The sequence below is a fragment of the Kitasatospora sp. NPDC085879 genome, assembly GCF_040686255.1.
GTDB lineage: Bacteria > Actinomycetota > Actinomycetes > Streptomycetales > Streptomycetaceae > Kitasatospora.
In genome coordinates this window covers 231,055-246,149 of sequence record NZ_JBFBJZ010000003.1, presented here as the reverse complement: position 1 = coordinate 246,149, position 15,095 = coordinate 231,055, and the positions used below count along the sequence as shown (strand labels likewise).

Annotated in this window: 15 protein-coding genes; 7 read left to right on the top strand and 8 right to left on the bottom strand. The window is 72.9% G+C overall.

All coding sequences use genetic code 11. The annotated features are described in order from the left end of the window. The first annotated feature begins 11 nt into the window (after positions 1–11). Positions 12–1,760, top strand: a complete 1,749-nt coding sequence (pknB, locus tag AB0P35_RS04345) for a Stk1 family PASTA domain-containing Ser/Thr kinase (protein WP_363506357.1) — start codon at positions 12–14, stop codon at positions 1,758–1,760. 24 nt (positions 1,761–1,784) lie between these two features. Here pknB and AB0P35_RS04340 read toward each other — a convergent pair whose 3' ends face one another. Next, positions 1,785–2,414: a sulfite oxidase-like oxidoreductase gene (locus tag AB0P35_RS04340; protein ID WP_363506260.1), complete on the bottom strand. Its 630-nt coding sequence runs from the start codon at positions 2,412–2,414 to the stop codon at positions 1,785–1,787. Positions 2,415–2,602: 188 nt separating this feature from the next. Between AB0P35_RS04340 and bfr the strand changes: the two genes are divergently transcribed. After that, the gene (gene bfr / locus AB0P35_RS04335; RefSeq protein WP_363506257.1) at positions 2,603–3,082 is read left to right on the top strand and encodes a bacterioferritin; all 480 of its coding nucleotides are present in this window, start codon (positions 2,603–2,605) and stop codon (positions 3,080–3,082) included. Between the two features lie 10 nt (positions 3,083–3,092). Here the strand turns inward: bfr and AB0P35_RS04330 are convergent, their stop codons facing one another. Both AB0P35_RS04330 and AB0P35_RS04325 read right to left on the bottom strand, forming a co-directional pair. Further along, positions 3,093–3,347: a (2Fe-2S)-binding protein gene (locus AB0P35_RS04330; protein ID WP_095876960.1), complete on the bottom strand. Its 255-nt coding sequence runs from the start codon at positions 3,345–3,347 to the stop codon at positions 3,093–3,095. A 162-nt stretch (positions 3,348–3,509) separates the two neighbouring features. Next, on the bottom strand, positions 3,510–4,859 hold the full coding sequence (locus AB0P35_RS04325) for a class II 3-deoxy-7-phosphoheptulonate synthase (RefSeq protein WP_095876961.1): 1,350 nt from the start codon (positions 4,857–4,859) through the stop codon (positions 3,510–3,512). A gap of 304 nt (positions 4,860–5,163) precedes the next feature. On the opposite strand from AB0P35_RS04325, the gene AB0P35_RS04320 reads away from it, so the two are divergent. Further along, a complete protein-coding gene (locus AB0P35_RS04320) occupies positions 5,164–7,101 on the top strand; it encodes an anthranilate synthase family protein (RefSeq protein ID WP_363506252.1) in 1,938 nt (645 codons plus the stop codon). Positions 7,102–7,168: 67 nt separating this feature from the next. Beyond that, entirely contained in the window at positions 7,169–7,555 is a 387-nt protein-coding gene (locus AB0P35_RS04315) for a hypothetical protein (protein ID WP_363506249.1), read from the top strand. A gap of 12 nt (positions 7,556–7,567) precedes the next feature. Here AB0P35_RS04315 and AB0P35_RS04310 read toward each other — a convergent pair whose 3' ends face one another. The 3 genes from AB0P35_RS04310 to AB0P35_RS04300 form a co-directional block, all read right to left on the bottom strand. Continuing rightward, positions 7,568–8,233 carry a response regulator transcription factor gene (locus AB0P35_RS04310; RefSeq protein WP_363506246.1) on the bottom strand — a complete coding sequence of 222 codons (666 nt, stop codon included), beginning with the start codon at positions 8,231–8,233 and terminating at the stop codon, positions 7,568–7,570. Between the two features lie 8 nt (positions 8,234–8,241). After that, on the bottom strand, positions 8,242–9,357 hold the full coding sequence (locus AB0P35_RS04305) for a DUF5931 domain-containing protein (RefSeq protein WP_363506354.1): 1,116 nt from the start codon (positions 9,355–9,357) through the stop codon (positions 8,242–8,244). A 117-nt stretch (positions 9,358–9,474) separates the two neighbouring features. Continuing rightward, positions 9,475–10,338 (bottom strand): lysophospholipid acyltransferase family protein, encoded by an 864-nt coding sequence (locus tag AB0P35_RS04300; RefSeq protein WP_363506351.1) that lies wholly within the window; start codon positions 10,336–10,338, stop codon positions 9,475–9,477. A gap of 262 nt (positions 10,339–10,600) precedes the next feature. Between AB0P35_RS04300 and AB0P35_RS04295 the strand changes: the two genes are divergently transcribed. From AB0P35_RS04295 to AB0P35_RS04285, 3 genes are all read left to right on the top strand, one after another. After that, the gene (locus tag AB0P35_RS04295; protein ID WP_363506243.1) at positions 10,601–11,392 is read left to right on the top strand and encodes an alpha/beta fold hydrolase; all 792 of its coding nucleotides are present in this window, start codon (positions 10,601–10,603) and stop codon (positions 11,390–11,392) included. Positions 11,393–11,402: 10 nt separating this feature from the next. Then, on the top strand, positions 11,403–12,017 hold the full coding sequence (locus AB0P35_RS04290; protein ID WP_179419671.1) for a hypothetical protein: 615 nt from the start codon (positions 11,403–11,405) through the stop codon (positions 12,015–12,017). Positions 12,018–12,086: 69 nt separating this feature from the next. Beyond that, positions 12,087–13,061 carry a DUF4352 domain-containing protein gene (locus AB0P35_RS04285; protein ID WP_363506240.1) on the top strand — a complete coding sequence of 325 codons (975 nt, stop codon included), beginning with the start codon at positions 12,087–12,089 and terminating at the stop codon, positions 13,059–13,061. 35 nt (positions 13,062–13,096) lie between these two features. Here AB0P35_RS04285 and AB0P35_RS04280 read toward each other — a convergent pair whose 3' ends face one another. Beyond that, positions 13,097–13,897 (bottom strand): endonuclease/exonuclease/phosphatase family protein, encoded by an 801-nt coding sequence (locus AB0P35_RS04280; protein WP_363506237.1) that lies wholly within the window; start codon positions 13,895–13,897, stop codon positions 13,097–13,099. 67 nt (positions 13,898–13,964) lie between these two features. Continuing rightward, a complete protein-coding gene (locus AB0P35_RS04275) occupies positions 13,965–14,906 on the bottom strand; it encodes an ROK family glucokinase (protein WP_363506234.1) in 942 nt (313 codons plus the stop codon). Positions 14,907–15,095: the final 189 nt, after the last annotated feature.

Below are 15,095 nucleotides of genomic sequence, written 5' to 3'. Positions count from 1 at the left end.
CTCGGGTGGACATGACGCTCGACGACCCCCTGATCGGTGCCCTGCTCGACGGCCGGTACCGGGTGGATCGGCGCATCGCCGTCGGGGGCATGGCCACCGTGTACCGCGGGACGGACACCCGGCTGGACCGGGTGGTCGCGCTGAAGGTGATGCACCCGGCGCTGGCCGCGGACGGCGGCAACGAGTTCACCGGCCGGTTCATCCGCGAGGCCAAGGCGGTCGCCCGGCTCTCCCACCCGAACGTGGTGAACGTCTTCGACCAGGGGGCGGACGGCCGGGCGGTGTTCCTGGCCATGGAGTACGTGCCCGGGCGGACCCTGCGCGACCTGCTGCGCGACCGCGGGGCGCTGTCGGCGCGGGCCGCGCTGGACATCCTGGAGCCGGTGCTGGCGGCGCTCGGCGCCGCGCACCGGGCCGGCCTGGTGCACCGGGACGTCAAGCCGGAGAACGTGCTGATCACCGACAACGGCATGGTCAAGGTCGCCGACTTCGGCCTGGTCCGGCTGCTGACCGGCACGGAGGGCGCGGGCGAGGCGGTCACCAGCACCACCTCGACCGGCACGGTGCTCGGCACGGTGTCGTACCTGGCCCCGGAGCAGATCCGCCAGGACGGCCCGACCGACCAGCGGGTCGACGTGTACGCGGCCGGCATCCTGCTGTACGAGATGCTCACCGGCGCCAAGCCGCACACCGGCGAGAACGCCATGCAGGTGATCTACCGGCACCTGAACGAGGACGTCCCGCCGCCCTCGGCGTCCGCGCCGGGGGTGGGCCGCCAACTGGACGCCATAGTGGCCGCGGCGACCGCCCGCGACCCGGAGGCCCGCCCGTGGGACGCGGTGGAGCTGCTGGCCGCGCTGCAGCGGGCCCGCCGCACCCTCACCCCGGCGCAGCTGGACGCGGAGCCGCCGGCCTCGACCCGGCCGACCCCGCAGTACCCGACCGGCGAGGTCACCGCGGTGGTGGACCGCCCGGTGGAGCGCACCAGCGTGCTGGACGTGCCCGCCGAGCTGCTGACCCAGCCGCGGCCGTACGACGAGACGGCGCCGACCCGGCCGGGGCGCCCGCCGCGGCCGCCGCGCTCCCGTGCCCCGCTGATCTGGGGCGCGGTCGTCGCGGTGCTGCTGGTGCTGGTCGGCGGCGCGACGTACCTGCTCTCCGACGGGCTGTACGCGACGGTGCCGAGCGTGCTCGGGCAGACCGAGGCGCAGGCGGTGACGACGCTGGACAAGGCGGGGCTGCGCGGCGCGTTCAGCCAGCAGTTCAGCGAGACCGTCAAGGCCGGGCAGGTGCTGTCCACCGATCCCGGGGTGGGGGCGCGCGCCCGCAAGAGCGACCCGGTGAAGGTGGTGCTCTCCAAGGGCCCGGACCGGGTGCCGGTGCCGTCCGTGGAGGGGCTGCCGGTGGACGAGGCGCGCAAGGCCCTGACCGACGCCCGGCTGACCCCGGGGACGACCAGCGAGGAGTTCGACGACACCGTGCCCAAGGGGTCGGTGATCAGCGTCGAGCCGGACGCCGGCACCTCGGTCAGCCCGAACACGCCGGTCTCGCTGGTGGTCAGCAAGGGCATGCAGCCGGTGCCCGACGTGGTCGGCCTGAGCAAGGACGACGCCACGAAGGCGCTCACGGACGCCGGGTTCACCGTGCAGAGCACCGGCCTGAACCTCTTCGGCACCGGCAAGGTGTCCGGCCAGACCCCGAAGGCGGGCACCCCGCGCCCGCAGGGCAGCACCGTGGTGATCAACTTCGGGCTGTTCTAGCGGGGCCTGCCGTTCCGGCGGGGCCTAGCCGAGCGGGCCGTCGCCGGGGTTCTCCTGGTAGGAGTAGCGCTGCTCGGCCCACGGGTCGGCGAGGTTGTGGTAGCCGCGCTCCTCCCAGAAGCCGCGGCGGTCGGCCCGCATGTACTCGACCGCGCGCACCCACTTGGGGCCCTTCCAGGCGTACAGGTGCGGCACCACCAGGCGGACGGGGAAGCCGTGCTCGACGGTGAGCGGCTCGCCGTTGCGGTGGGTGGCGAAGACGGTCTGCGGGTCGGTGAAGTCGGCGAGCCGCAGGTTGGCGCTGTAGCCGTACTCGGCCCAGACCATCACGTGGGTGACGCCGGGGGCCGGCGGCACCAGGTCGAGGACGGTCTTGGCGGCGACGCCGCCCCACTCGTTGCCGAGCATGGAGAACCTGGTGACGCAGTGCAGGTCGCCGCGGACGGTCACCCGCGGCAGGGCGTGGAACGCCTCGAAGTCCCAGCTGTGCTTCTCGGCCGAGGCGGTCGCCCCGAACACCTGGAAGTCCCAGCTCTGCGGCTTGAAGCGGGGTACCGGTCCGTAGTGCAGCACCGGCCAGCCGCGCTGCACGCGCTGGCCGGGAGGCAGTCGCGGGTCGGACGGCTGCGGTGGTTCCGGTTGGTGCTGACCCATGTCTCCATGGTCGCAGACGGCGGGCGATGCGCGTTGCGCGCCCCTCGCGCACGCCCCCTCCACCGAACTCGCACATCGGCAAATCGGACAATAGCCATAGATCCGGGTAAGTGTGAACTTACTGGAAACGGACGGCGTCCAGTGCCACGATGCGGACAAACGACGGACGGCAATCAGGAAGGCACGTCATGCAGGGCGACCCCGAGGTCATCGAGTTCCTCAACGAGCAGCTCACCGCCGAGCTCACCGCCATCAACCAGTACTTCCTGCACGCCAAGATGCAGGAGAACTTCGGCTGGACGAAGCTCGCCGCCTACACCCGGCACGAGTCCTTCGACGAGATGAAGCACGCGGAGACGCTCACCGACCGGATCCTCTTCCTGGACGGCCTGCCCAACTACCAGCGACTGTTCCACGTCCGGATCGGCCAGACGGTCAAGGAGATGTTCGAGGCCGACCGGCAGGTCGAGGTCGAGGCGATCGACCGGCTGCGCCGCGGCATCGTCGTCATGCGGGCCAAGAACGACGTCACCTCGGCCAACATCTTCGAGTCCATCCTCGCCGACGAGGAACACCACATCGACTACCTGGACACCCAGCTCGAACTGCTGGAGAAGCTCGGCGAGCCGCTCTACCTGGCGCAGCTCGTCGAGCAGCCGGAGAGCTGATCGGTACGGACTAGGCGGCTTCGAGACCGCGCTCGGGCGCGGTCTCAGCCGCGGGTTCGGCCAGCCCCAACCTGGCGGCCAGCCTGGCCGTCGGGCACGGGCGGGCACCGTGCTCCCCGAGCAGCGCCTGGATCCGGCGGACGCAGGAGCCGCAGTCGGTGCCGGCCTTGCAGCCCTTGGCTATCTGGCGCGGAGTGACGGCGCCGCCGTCGATCTCCTTCTTGACCTGGGCCTCGGTGACCGCATGGCACATGCACACGTACATCGGCGGCTCTCCCGGGCTCGGTGCTCCTTGATCGGCAAGGCTCGCCTTACCTCGCTAAGCCTTACCTTACCCAGCGTACCGGCAAAGCGAAGCCCCTCCGCTCCGGATGACCCGGAAAGCGGAGGGGCCTTTGTCACATTGCGATCATCACGGCCGCCGGACTCACTGGCTGCGGTACATCTCCGCGACCAGGAAGGCCAGGTCGAGCGACTGGCTGCGGTTCAGCCGGGGGTCGCAGGCCGTCTCGTAGCGCTGGTGCAGGTCGTCGACGAGGACCTCGTCGCCGCCGCCCACGCACTCGGTGACGTCGTCACCGGTCAGCTCGACGTGGATGCCGCCCGGGTGGGTGCCGAGCGCGCGGTGCACCTCGAAGAAGCCCTTGACCTCGTCGAGGACGTCGTCGAAGCGGCGGGTCTTGTGGCCGCTGGACGCCTCGAAGGTGTTGCCGTGCATCGGGTCGCAGATCCACACCGGCTGGGCGCCGGAGGCGGTGACCTTCTCGACCAGCGCGGGCAGGTGCTCACGGATCTTGCCCGCACCCATCCGGGTGATGAAGGTCAGCCGGCCCGGCTCGCGGTCCGGGTCGAGCCGGTCGATCAGGGTGAGCGCCTCGTCGACCGTGGTGGTCGGGCCGAGCTTCACACCGATCGGGTTGCGGATCTTCGACGCGAACTCGATGTGCGCGTGGTCGAGCTGGCGGGTCCGCTCGCCGATCCAGACCATGTGGCCGGACACGTCGTACAGGTCGCCGGTGCGCGAGTCGGTGCGGGTCAGCGCCGTCTCGTAGTCCAGGATCAGCGCCTCGTGCGAGGAGTAGAACTCCACCGTCCTGAACTCCTCCGGGGCGACCCCGCAGGCGTTCATGAAGGCGAGCGCGTTGTCGATCTCGCGGGCGAGCTGCTCGTAGCGCTGGCCGGACGGCGAGTTGCGCACGAAGTCCTGGTTCCAGGCGTGCACCTGGCGCAGGTCCGCGTAACCGCCAGTGGTGAAGGCACGCACCAGGTTGAGCGTCGCGGCGGAGGCGTTGTACATCCGCTTCAGGCGCTCCGGGTCCGGGATCCGGGACTCGGGGGTGAACTCGAAGCCGTTCACCGAGTCGCCGCGGTAGACCGGCAGGGTGACGCCGTCCCGGGTCTCGGTCGACTTCGAGCGCGGCTTGGAGTACTGGCCGGCGATCCGCCCGACCTTGACGACCGGCACGGACGCGGCGTACGTCAGTACGGCCGCCATCTGCAGCAGCGTCTTCAGCTTGTTGCGGATCTGCTCGGCGGACACGCCGTCGAAGGCCTCGGCGCAGTCACCGCCCTGCAGCAGGAAGGCCTCTCCACGCGCGACGGCACCGAGCCGGGCGCGCAGCTGGTCGCACTCGCCGGCGAAGACGAGCGGCGGATACGAGGCGAGGTCCGCAAGGGTCTTGCGCAGTGCCTCGTGGTCCGGCCATTCGGGCTGCTGCGCCGCGGGCAGGGACTGCCAGGTGAAGGCAGCCCCGTTTGTCTCAGTTGTCACGGTCACGAAGCAAGGCTACGGGGTGCGACAAACGAATTGTGCCCGCCGCCCGATGGGTGAGACGGGTGATGGACATTTCGGTGAGCGACTTCACACCTCCGGGGCATCCGCTACGCTCGACCCATGACCGCGCCGCACACCTTCTCCTGGTGGTGGGCCAGCCCGATGGGCGGCCCACAGCTCGCGCGTCCCTGACAAGACGACACGACGGCCGCCCCTCGGGGCGGCCGTCTGCGTGTTCCGAGGAGCAGGCGGCCCTCCCGCGAAGAGCGACCGGCCCACCGCCCGCCTCCGGAAGGAACGTCGCACCGTGACCAGCCCCGCCGACCTGATCGCCCGCCTCACCGCGCCCGGCGCCCCCGCGTTCGCCCTGCTGCACCGCCGCGCGCCCCGGCTCGCCCCGGACACCGTCGAGGTCCTGATCGGCACGGTCGGCGTCCACGAGACGCTCGCCGAGCTGCCCGTGGCCTCCGGCGCGCCCGCCGGCGGCCCCCGGCACGACCTGCTCGCGCTCGTCCCCTACCGGCAGATCCGCGAACGCGGCTTCGACGCCCACGACGACGGCACCCCGCTGCAGGCGCTCGCCGTCGAGGAGCAGTACGCCTTCCGCCTGGACGAGCTGCTGCCCGCCCTGCCGCAGCGCCCGGTCGCACTCGACGGCGGCGCCTTCGACATCACCGACGAGGAGTACGCGGCGATCGTCCGCCGGGTGATCGAGGACGAGATCGGCCGCGGCGAGGGCGCCAACTTCGTCGTCCGCCGGGACTTCCGCGGCCGGCTGGAGGGCTTCGACACCGCCCTCGCCCTCACCCTCTTCCGCCGCCTGCTGGAGCAGGAGCGCGGCGCGTACTGGACCTTCCTGGTGCACACCGGGGACAGGGTCCTGGTCGGCGCCTCGCCGGAGGTGCACGTCCGGCAGTCCGGCGGCACGGTCGTGATGAACCCGATCTCCGGCACCTACCGGCACCCGGCCGGCGGGCCGGCCGTCGACTCGCTGCTGGACTTCCTGCACGACCCCAAGGAGCTGGAGGAGCTCACCATGGTGGTCGACGAGGAACTCAAGATGATGTGCACCGTGGGCGACCTCGGCGGCCAGGTGCTCGGCCCCCGCCTCAAGGAGATGGCCCACCTCGCGCACACCGAGTACGAGCTGCGCGGACGGACCTCGCTGGACGTCCGCGAGGTGCTGAAGGAGACCATGTTCGCGGCGACCGTCACCGGCAGCCCGGTGCAGAACGCCACCCGCGTCATCCGCCGCTACGAGGCCACCGGCCGCGGCTACTACTCCGGCGCCCTCGCCCTGATCGGCCGCTCCGCCAGCGGCGGCCAGCAGCTCGACTCCCCGATCTGCATCCGCACCGCCGACATCGACCCGGCCACCGGCGAACTCGTCGTCCGGGTCGGCGCCACCCTCGTCCGGCACTCCGACCCCGACTCGGAGGTCGCCGAGACGCACGCCAAGGCCGCCGGCGTGCTCACCGCGATCGGCGCCCGCCCGGCCCCGCCCGAGCGGTCCGCCCGCGGCGGCGGCCCGCGGCTCGCCGACGACCACCGGGTGCAGGCCGCGCTCGACGCCCGGCGCGCCAACCTGGCCCCGTTCTGGCTGCGGATGCAGCAGCCGACCGCGCCCGCCGAGGGCCTGGACACCCTGGTGGTGGACGGCGAGGACACCTTCACCTCGATGCTCGCCCACCTGCTGACCTCGCTCGGCCACCGGGTCACCGTGCTGCGCTACGACACCCCCGGCCTGCGCGAACGGGTCGCCGCGCACACCGGCCCGCTGGTCCTCGGCCCCGGCCCCGGCGACCCGGCGGACACCGCCGACCCCAAGATGGCCGTGCTCCGCCCGGTCGTCGCCGACGCGCTGGCCGCCGTCCGGGCCGGCACCCGCACCGCGCCGCTGCTCGCCGTCTGCCTCAGCCACCAGCTGCTCTCCGCCGAACTCGGCCTGCCGCTGGCCCGCAAGGCCGTGCCGTACCAGGGCGCCCAGGAGACCGTCGACCTGTTCGGCACCCGCCGCACGGTCGGCTTCTACAACACCTTCACGGCCCGCTGCGACGACGCCGCGGCCGAACGGCTCGCCGCCGAGGGCGTCGAGGTGGCCCGCGACCCGCTCACCGGCGACGTGCACGCGCTGCGCGGCCCGGGCTTCGCCGCCCTGCAGTTCCACCCCGAGTCGGTGCTGACCCGCGAGGGCGTGGACATCGTCGCCGGGCTGCTGCCCACGGCTGCGCCCGTCGCCGGCTGACCCCCGGTGCGCCGCCCGGCCCGGAACACCGCCGCCGGGCCGGGCGGCGTACGGCAGACTGCCCGCCATGCCCCGCAAGCGCCCGCAGACCGCGACCTTCGCCGAGATCCTCGCCGCCGCGCCACCGGGCCCGGACCAGGCCGGCGAGCACGAGGAGGGTGACCGCGACGGACTCCCCGGGCAGGCCGAGTTCGTCGACGCACGGGGGCGGCGCTGGCGGCTGGTCCGCGACAGGCTCGACCCCCGCGCGGCCCGGCGGCTGGTCGGGCAGGCCGATGTCCTGCTGGCCGGGCACTGGCTGCACGAGCCGGAGGAGATCCCGCCGGAGCGGCGACAGGCGTTCTGGCAGTCCGTCAGGAGGCGGCTCTACGTGAACGACCCGGACGGCCACGAGGCGCACGAGTACGCCTCGGCCGACGGCACCGTCCTGCTCTGCGTCACCGAGTACTGCTGAGCCCCGCCGGCGCTACTGCAGCTCGTCGTCCAGGCCCTGCTCGATGGCGTAGCGGACGAGCTCGACCCGGTTGTGCAGCTGGAGCTTGCCGAGGGTGTTCTGGACGTGGTTCTGCACCGTGCGGTGCGAGAGCACCAGGCGCTCGGCGATCTGCCGGTACGACAGGCCCTTGGCGACCAGACGCAGCACCTCGGTCTCCCGCGTGGTCAGCTGCGGGGCGGCGGGCGCGGCCGCCGGGGCCGGCTCGGTGGCCAGCCGGCGGAACTCGCCGAGCACCAGGCCGGCCAGGCCGGGGGTGAAGACCGGGTCGCCGAGCGCGGTGCGCCGGACGGCGTCGATGAGTTCGTCCCGGCCCGCGGACTTCACCAGGTAGCCGGTGGCGCCGGACTTGACCGCCTCCAGGACGTCGGCGTGCTCGCCGCTGGCCGAGAGCACCAGGACCCGGGCGGTCGGGTCGTGGGTGACGATCCGGCGGCAGACCTCGACGCCGGGCAGAGCGGGCAGGTTGAGGTCGAGGACGACCACCTGCGGGGTGGTGGCCAGGGCGCGGCGCACGGCCTCCTCGCCGTCGCCGGCGGTCGCGACGACGGCGAACCCGGCGTCGGCGAGGTCCCGGGAGACGGCGTCCCGCCACATCGGGTGGTCGTCCACGACCATGACCCGCACCTGATCCGACATCACTGTCCCTACTGTCCCTTCCTCGGCACCCGCATCTCGACCTCGGTGCCCTCGCCGGGCACCGAGTACAGCTCGGCCGTGCCGCCGAGGTCGCGCAGCCGGCCGCGGATGGACTGCGAGACACCGAGGCGTCCGGCCTGCTCCGCCTCGCCGAGGCGCCCGGCGGCGAAGCCGGCGCCGTCGTCGCGGACGGAGACGGTGACGGCGTCCGGTTCGTCCTCGACGAGGACCCAGGCCCGGGCGCCCTCCCCCGCGTGGCGGCGGACGTTGTCCAGGGCGGCGGCCACCGCGGCGGCGAGTTCGGCGGCGGCGTGCGCGGGCAGCGGGACGGGGGTGCCCGGGGCGGAGACGGTGATCCGCTCGTCGGCGTGGCCGGCGATCAGCAGGCGGACGTCCTGCTCGGCGGGGGCGGGCCCGCCGGCGGCCTGGGCGGGCAGCGGCCCGGCGGACATCAGTGCCCGCAGGGCGCGTTCCTGCTCGCCGGCCAGCCGGCCGAGGTCGCCGAGGTCGCCCTCGCGGCGCTGGACGAGGGCGAGCACCTGGAGGACGCCGTCGTGGATGTCCCGGGAGAGCCGCTCGCGCTCGCGGGTCGCGGCCTCCACCTGGAGCGCCCGGGTGAGCACCGCCTCGCTGGCACGGGCGAGTTCGATGACGTAGCCGATCGCGCAGCCGGCCACCATCAGCAGCACGATGTTGTGGATGTTGTCCGGGGTGATGCCGCCGTGGCCGAGGATGTTGGCGAGGCCGATCACGGTGGCGGCGAAGGCGGCGGGCTTCCAGCCGCCCTTGCCGGCGAAGCCGAGCACGGTACCGGCGGCCCAGATGGTGGGCAGGGTGGGGGCGCCGCCGTAGATGCGCTCCGGCTCGTCGATGATCCCGCTCATCACGATGCCGGTGACGCTGAACGCGAGGTCGGTGCCGAGCACGTACCAGGTGCACCGCTGCGGGCCAGCGAAGGCCCGGGTGCTGGCGAGCGTCCACAGGGTGAGCGCGCCGAGGTAGATCCAGCCGGAGACCGGGTGGCGGAAGTCCTCGAAGGAGTTGAAGTAGCGGAGGATCGCGTACCCCAGGGCGAGCACCCGGAAGTAGCCGATCGCGCGCCAGAGCGGCATCTCGACGGACATCCCGCCGGCGGTCAGCGCGCTCGACCACGGCGGTGCGGCCGCGACGGTACCGGCCGGGCGCGTCGCGAGCCCGGCTCTGTGGTCCTCCGCCATCTGTGTTCCCCGCCCCCGCGCGTACTACTCGGACTTGTCCTGCCGGTCCTGCTGCGCCTGCTCCTGCTCCAGCCGGGCGGCCTCCTCCTTGGCGGCCTTCTCGGCTTCCTCCTTGGCGGCCTTCTCGGCTTCCTCCTTGGCGGCCTTCTCGGCTTCCTTCTCGGCGGCCTTCTCCGCCTTCTGGGCGGCCCGGCGCTCGGCGTCGGCGCGCTTCTTGTCCTCGGAGATCTGACGCTTGGCGGCGGTGGCGTAGATGTCCACGTACTCCTGGCCGGAGAGCCGCATGATCTCGTACATCACCTCGTCGGTGACCGAGCGGAGGATGAAGCGGTCGTTCTCCATGCCGTGGTAGCGGGAGAAGTCCAGCGGGCGGCCGATCCGGATGCCGGGGCGGATGCCGAAGCTGGGGACGACCTGGCCGGGCGGCTGCACCTTCTCGGTGTCGATCATGGCGACCGGGATGACCGGGGCCCCGGTCTGCAACGCGACGCGGGCGAGGCCGCCGACCTTGCCGCGGTAGAGCTTGCCGTCGGGCGAGCGGGTGCCCTCCGGGTAGACGCCGAACAGCTCGCCGCGCTCCAGGACGGCGACGGCGCTGCGGATCGCCGCCTCGCCCGCGCCGCGCGCGCCGGAGCGGTCGACCGGCAGCTGGCCGACGCCCTTGAAGAAGGCGGCGGTCAGCTTGCCCTTGAGGCCGGGGGTGTTGAAGTACTCGGCCTTGGCGATGAAGGTGATCCGGCGCTTGATCAGCGCGGGGAAGAAGAAGGAGTCCGAGAAGGACAGGTGGTTGCTCGCGATGATCGCGGGGCCCTCGTCGGGGATGTTCTCCTCACCCTCGATCCACGGCCGGAAGAAGATCCGCAACAACGGCGAGACGATCATCTTCATCAGTCGGTAGAACAACCCGGGCCTCCTGTTGTGCGGACCGGTCGATCCTAATGCCCAGGGCCGCGCCCGTGTGCACCGGCAGGCCCGTGATACGGCGGGTGCGGCCCTGTACGGGCCGCCGCGCGCGTGGGACGATGCGGCTCCGGGTACCGGCGGGTAGCCGACCCCTCTCTCCAGTACCCCGGACAGCACTCCGACCAACACGACGAACAGCACTCCGACCAGCCCTCAGACCAGCCCTCCGAGCGAAGGAGCATCGAGGATGCCGTTGCTGCCCGGCGCAGAACCGTTTCACCACGAGGGCGGGCCGGTCGGCGTGCTCCTCGTCCACGGTTTCACCGGCTCGCCGAGGTCCATGCGGCCCTGGGCCGACCACCTCGCCGCCGCCGGGCTCACCGTCGCCCTGCCGCTGCTGCCCGGCCACGGCACCCGCTGGCAGGACATGCAGCAGACCCGCTGGGAGGACTGGTACGCCGAGGTCGACCGCGAACTGCGGGCCCTGCTCGACCGCTGCGAGCAGGTCTTCGTCTGCGCGCTGTCGATGGGCGGCGCCCTCGCGCTGCGCCTCGCCGCGCAGCACGGCGAGGCGATATCCGGCCTCGTCCTGGTGAACCCGTCGGTCCGCTCGGACAACCCGGCCACCGTCCTGCTGCCCGCCCTGCGGCACCTCGTGCCCAGCCTGCCCGGCATCGCCGACGACATCGCCCTGGAGGGCGTCTCCGAGTGCGGCTACGACCGCACCCCGCTGCACGCCGCCTGGTCGCTCTCCCGCCTCTGGCGGACCGTCCAGGCCGAACTGCCCGCCGTCCGGCAGCCGGTGCTGCTGCTGCGCAGTCCGCAGGACCACGTCGTCTCCCCGGCCAACTCGGAACTGGTGCTCGCCCGGATATCCTCGACGGACGTGACGGAGAAACTGTGCGAACGCAGCTTCCACGTCGCCACGCTGGACCACGACGCCGGAATGATCTTCGAGGAGAGCCTCGGATTCGTCCGGCGGCTGGCGCCGGCGGCGAAGACCGATGCGACGACCGATGCCGAGCACCACCTGGGCTGAAGGGCCGGTAGTGAACGAGACCAGCAAGGCGGGCGGCGACGAGGAGCTGCCCGAGGACGGCGCCGCGAAGCCCGGCCAGGACCAGGAGAGGACCACCGGCTCCGAGACACCCGCCCGACGGCCGGCGGCCGGCAGCCAGGCCGAACAGGACGCGATCTTCGCAGCCCTGGTCGCGCAGTTCGACGACCCCGTCGACCTGACCGACCCGCAATGGCCGGAGATCGAGAACCTCCGTGCCAAGGAGACCGCGTCCGCGGACTCCCTCGACGACTTCGCGCCCCAGCCGCGACCGCGGCCGCGGCCGACCACCCCCGAGCAGGTGGCCGGGCCCGTCTCCGGCCCGCGCGACTTCGAGCTCCGGGAGGACCCGGACGAGGGCCACTTCGTCCCGCCGGAGCCGCCGCCGCTGCCCAGGGCCGACACCACCGCCAAGTTCGCCTGGATCGCCGTGCTCGGCGGCCCGGCCCTGCTGCTCGTCGACACCGTCGTCTGGCACGAGGTCGCGGGCTGGCCCGCCTGGGTCGGCATCACCGCCTTCCTCGGCGGCTTCGTCACCCTCGTCGCGCGGATGAAGGACAGGGACGACGACGAGCCGGACGACCCGATGGGCGGCGCCGTCGTCTGAGGCCACCGCCGACCCCCGAGCAGCGGCCGTCGCCCGCCCGTAGCCTGGAAAGGGCGGGAGGCGACGGCCATGGCACGGATCGGCACCCTGGCGGGCGCGGCATTACTCGCGGCGGTGGCCGCCGCGGGCTGCAGCAGTCACTCGGTGGTGACGGCCCCGACGAGCAGTCCCACGAGCCGCTCGGGCTCGGCCTCGGCCGGTTCGGGCGGTTCGCCCACGTCTGCCGGGGTGCCGCACTCGGCACAGGTCGGGGACACCCTGGAACTGGCCGGCAACGAACGGGGCGCCCGGATGGCCGTGACGGTGACCGCGGTCGCCGACCCGGCGGCCGCCGCGAACTTCCTGTCCACGCCGGAGGCCGGTGAGCGGCTGATCGCCGTGCAGTTCCGGCTCCGGAACACCGGCACGGCCGTGTACTCCGACTCCCCCTCCAACGGCGCCACCGTGATCGACGACCAGGGGCAGGGCTTCAACTCCTCGATCGCCGCCGAGGTCACCGCCGGACCGGCGTTCCCCGCCGGGGTGCACATCGCCCCCGGTGACAGCGCACTCGGCTACATCGCCTTCGAGGTCCCGGCCGCCTCCCGCCTCGCCAAGGTCCAGTTCACCCTGAATTCCGGCTTCGCCGACCAGACCGGCCAGTGGACGGTCCCGCCCACCACGGCGAACCCGACCCAGGCCCCGACCCAGACTCCGACCCAGGCTCCGACCCAGTCCGCCGCGACCCGAACGGTCACCGCCACGGCGAGCCCCCGGCCGACCCCGGCCTCACCCCGCCAGGTCGTCGAGCAGTACTACGCCGCCCTCAACGCCCGCGACTACGCCCGCGCCTGGGCCCTCGGCGGACGCAACCTGGCACCGAGCTACCAGCAGTTCGTCGCCGGCTTCGCCGGCACCGCCGCAGACGCCCTCACCGTCACCGCCGTCAACGGCGACACCGTCTCGGTCCTGCTGGACGCCCTGCAGACGGACGGCACCCACCGCCACTACGCCGGCACCTACACCGTCCGCAACGGCGTCATCGTCGCCGCCTCGATCCACTGACCCCGGCCCGAACGCCGTCCCGGGCCCTGCCCGTCTCAGCCCCCGGCGGGGATCCGCAGCACCGCCAGCACCGGCAGATGGTCCGTCGCCGCCAGCAGATCCCCCGCCGCCACCCCCGGCAGCCCGTGCGGCACCCCGCACGCCAGCACCTCCACGCCCGGGGTCGCGAAGATCGCGTCGATCCGCTGGTGGGGGTCGTCCGGGACGGAGGTGAAGGTGCCGCCCCAGGGGGCGACGGTGTGGGCGTCCTGGTAGTCGGCGGCCAGGCGGCGCCAGCCGGGGCCGTCGGGGTGTTCGTTGAAGTCGCCGGCGATGATGCCGTGTTCGCCGGGATCGAACTGGCCCGGGAGGAGGGCGAACTGGCCGAGTCGTTCGGCCGGGTCGAGGGAGAGGTGGCAGCTGGTCACCGCGAACGGTGCCGAACGGCCCACCCGCAGCAGGGCGGTGGCGAAGCCGCGGGCGTGCAGGCCGCGGGTCTTGGGCAGCAGCCGGTCGCGGACGGCGAGGACGTCGACCCGCAGCCGTCCGAGCAGCAGCGGCCCTGCGGCGATCCGGCCGCCGCCGGCGAGGATGACGGTGCCGGTGCGGTGGGCGAGCCAGGCGGCCTGCTTCTCCGGCTTCCAGTACCGCGGGGACTCCTGGAGGCAGATCACGTCCGGCGCGCAGGCGCGGATCACCCGGACGAGTGCCTCGCGGTCGTCCCGCAGTGACCGGATGTTGTAGCTGAGGACGCGGATCCGCTGGGCGCCGTCGGGTTCGGCGCCGGAGCCGGGCAGGGCGGCCGACTCGGTCGGCGGCACGGGTCCGGGGGCGGCGGACGGCTGCTCGGCGGGCATGCCGGTCATGCTAACGGCGAGGCCGGGGCCGCGGCCCCAGCCTCGCCGCAGGCGATCGGACGATCCGTCAGACGCGCGCCAGGTCGGCGGCGCCGGCGATGCCGGCGGCGGACCCCATGGTCGCGAGCAGGACCTCGGCGCGCGGCCGGTGCGCGCCGCCGGTCAGGTACCTCTCGAAGGCCGCGGCGACCGGGTCGAGCAGCAGGCTGCCCGAGTCGGAGACGCCGCCGCCGAGGACGAAGACGCCCGGGTCGAACAGCGCGGCGAGGTCGGCCATGCCGCGGCCGAGCCAGTCGGCGAGCTCCGCGTAGCACTCCAGGGCGAGCGGGTCGCCCTCGGCCGCGGCCTCGGTGATGTGGATGCCGCGGATGGTCTCGGCGACGCCGTCGTTGAGTTCGAGCATGCGCTTGCCTGCGATCGGGTCGGCCGCTGCCATCTCGCGGCCGTAGCGGCGCAGCGCGCGGCCGGAACCGTACTGCTCCCAGCAGCCCTTGCCGCCGCAGCCGCAGGCGAGGCCGTCGGGAACCATGTTGAGGTGGCCGATCTCGCCGGCGACGCCGAAGCGGCCGCGGTGCATCCGGCCGTCGAGGACGATGCCGCCGCCGATGCCGGTGCCGACGGTGATGAGGACCATGTCCTCGTGGTCGGCCGCGGCGCCGAAGCGGAACTCGGCCCAGGCGGCGCAGTTGGCGTCGTTCTCGACGACGGTCTCGAGGCCGGTGAGCTCCTCGACACGCTGCTTGAGCGGCTCGTTCTCCCAGTCGATGTTGGGAGCGAAGATCACGGTCGAGCGGTCGCGGTCCACGAAGCCGGGGGCACCGACACCGACGGCCGCGACCTCCGGGTACTCCTCCTTGAGTTCGCGCACGGCCTGCGCGATCGCGTCGACCGCCCACTGGGGGTCGGCCGGGGTGGGTACCCGGGTACGCGCAAGGATGTCGCCGGTCTCGTCGACCACGCCGGCCGCGATCTTCGTCCCGCCGACGTCGACGCCGATGGTCAGAGCCATGTGTCCCTCAGCTATTCACTCGTTCCCGCTGAGCGGAACGCTACCCGCTGAGCGGTGCTCCCGTACACACCGAGGCCTACATTAACCGAAGACATTTTCCGGATCGCCTGCCTCAATGTGTTCAGAAGTCGTAGACTTCGCGCCTTTGAGTGATGCCTGCGGGCGCCAGAGTCACGTCCTCTGACCTGC

Coding starts and splice junctions, on each gene's coding strand:
- AB0P35_RS04330 (WP_095876960.1), bottom strand. CDS start 3,347: ATGTACGTGTGCATGTGCCATGCGGTCACCGAGGCCCAGGTCAAGAAG.
- AB0P35_RS04275 (WP_363506234.1), bottom strand. CDS start 14,906: ATGGCTCTGACCATCGGCGTCGACGTCGGCGGGACGAAGATCGCGGCC.
- AB0P35_RS04280 (WP_363506237.1), bottom strand. CDS start 13,897: ATGCCCGCCGAGCAGCCGTCCGCCGCCCCCGGACCCGTGCCGCCGACC.
- AB0P35_RS04315 (WP_363506249.1), top strand. CDS start 7,169: ATGCCCCGCAAGCGCCCGCAGACCGCGACCTTCGCCGAGATCCTCGCC.
- AB0P35_RS04295 (WP_363506243.1), top strand. CDS start 10,601: ATGCCGTTGCTGCCCGGCGCAGAACCGTTTCACCACGAGGGCGGGCCG.
- pknB (WP_363506357.1), top strand. CDS start 12: ATGACGCTCGACGACCCCCTGATCGGTGCCCTGCTCGACGGCCGGTAC.
- AB0P35_RS04305 (WP_363506354.1), bottom strand. CDS start 9,357: ATGTCCGTCGAGATGCCGCTCTGGCGCGCGATCGGCTACTTCCGGGTG.
- AB0P35_RS04285 (WP_363506240.1), top strand. CDS start 12,087: ATGGCACGGATCGGCACCCTGGCGGGCGCGGCATTACTCGCGGCGGTG.
- AB0P35_RS04300 (WP_363506351.1), bottom strand. CDS start 10,338: ATGAAGATGATCGTCTCGCCGTTGTTGCGGATCTTCTTCCGGCCGTGG.
- bfr (WP_363506257.1), top strand. CDS start 2,603: ATGCAGGGCGACCCCGAGGTCATCGAGTTCCTCAACGAGCAGCTCACC.
- AB0P35_RS04340 (WP_363506260.1), bottom strand. CDS start 2,414: ATGGGTCAGCACCAACCGGAACCACCGCAGCCGTCCGACCCGCGACTG.
- AB0P35_RS04310 (WP_363506246.1), bottom strand. CDS start 8,233: ATGTCGGATCAGGTGCGGGTCATGGTCGTGGACGACCACCCGATGTGG.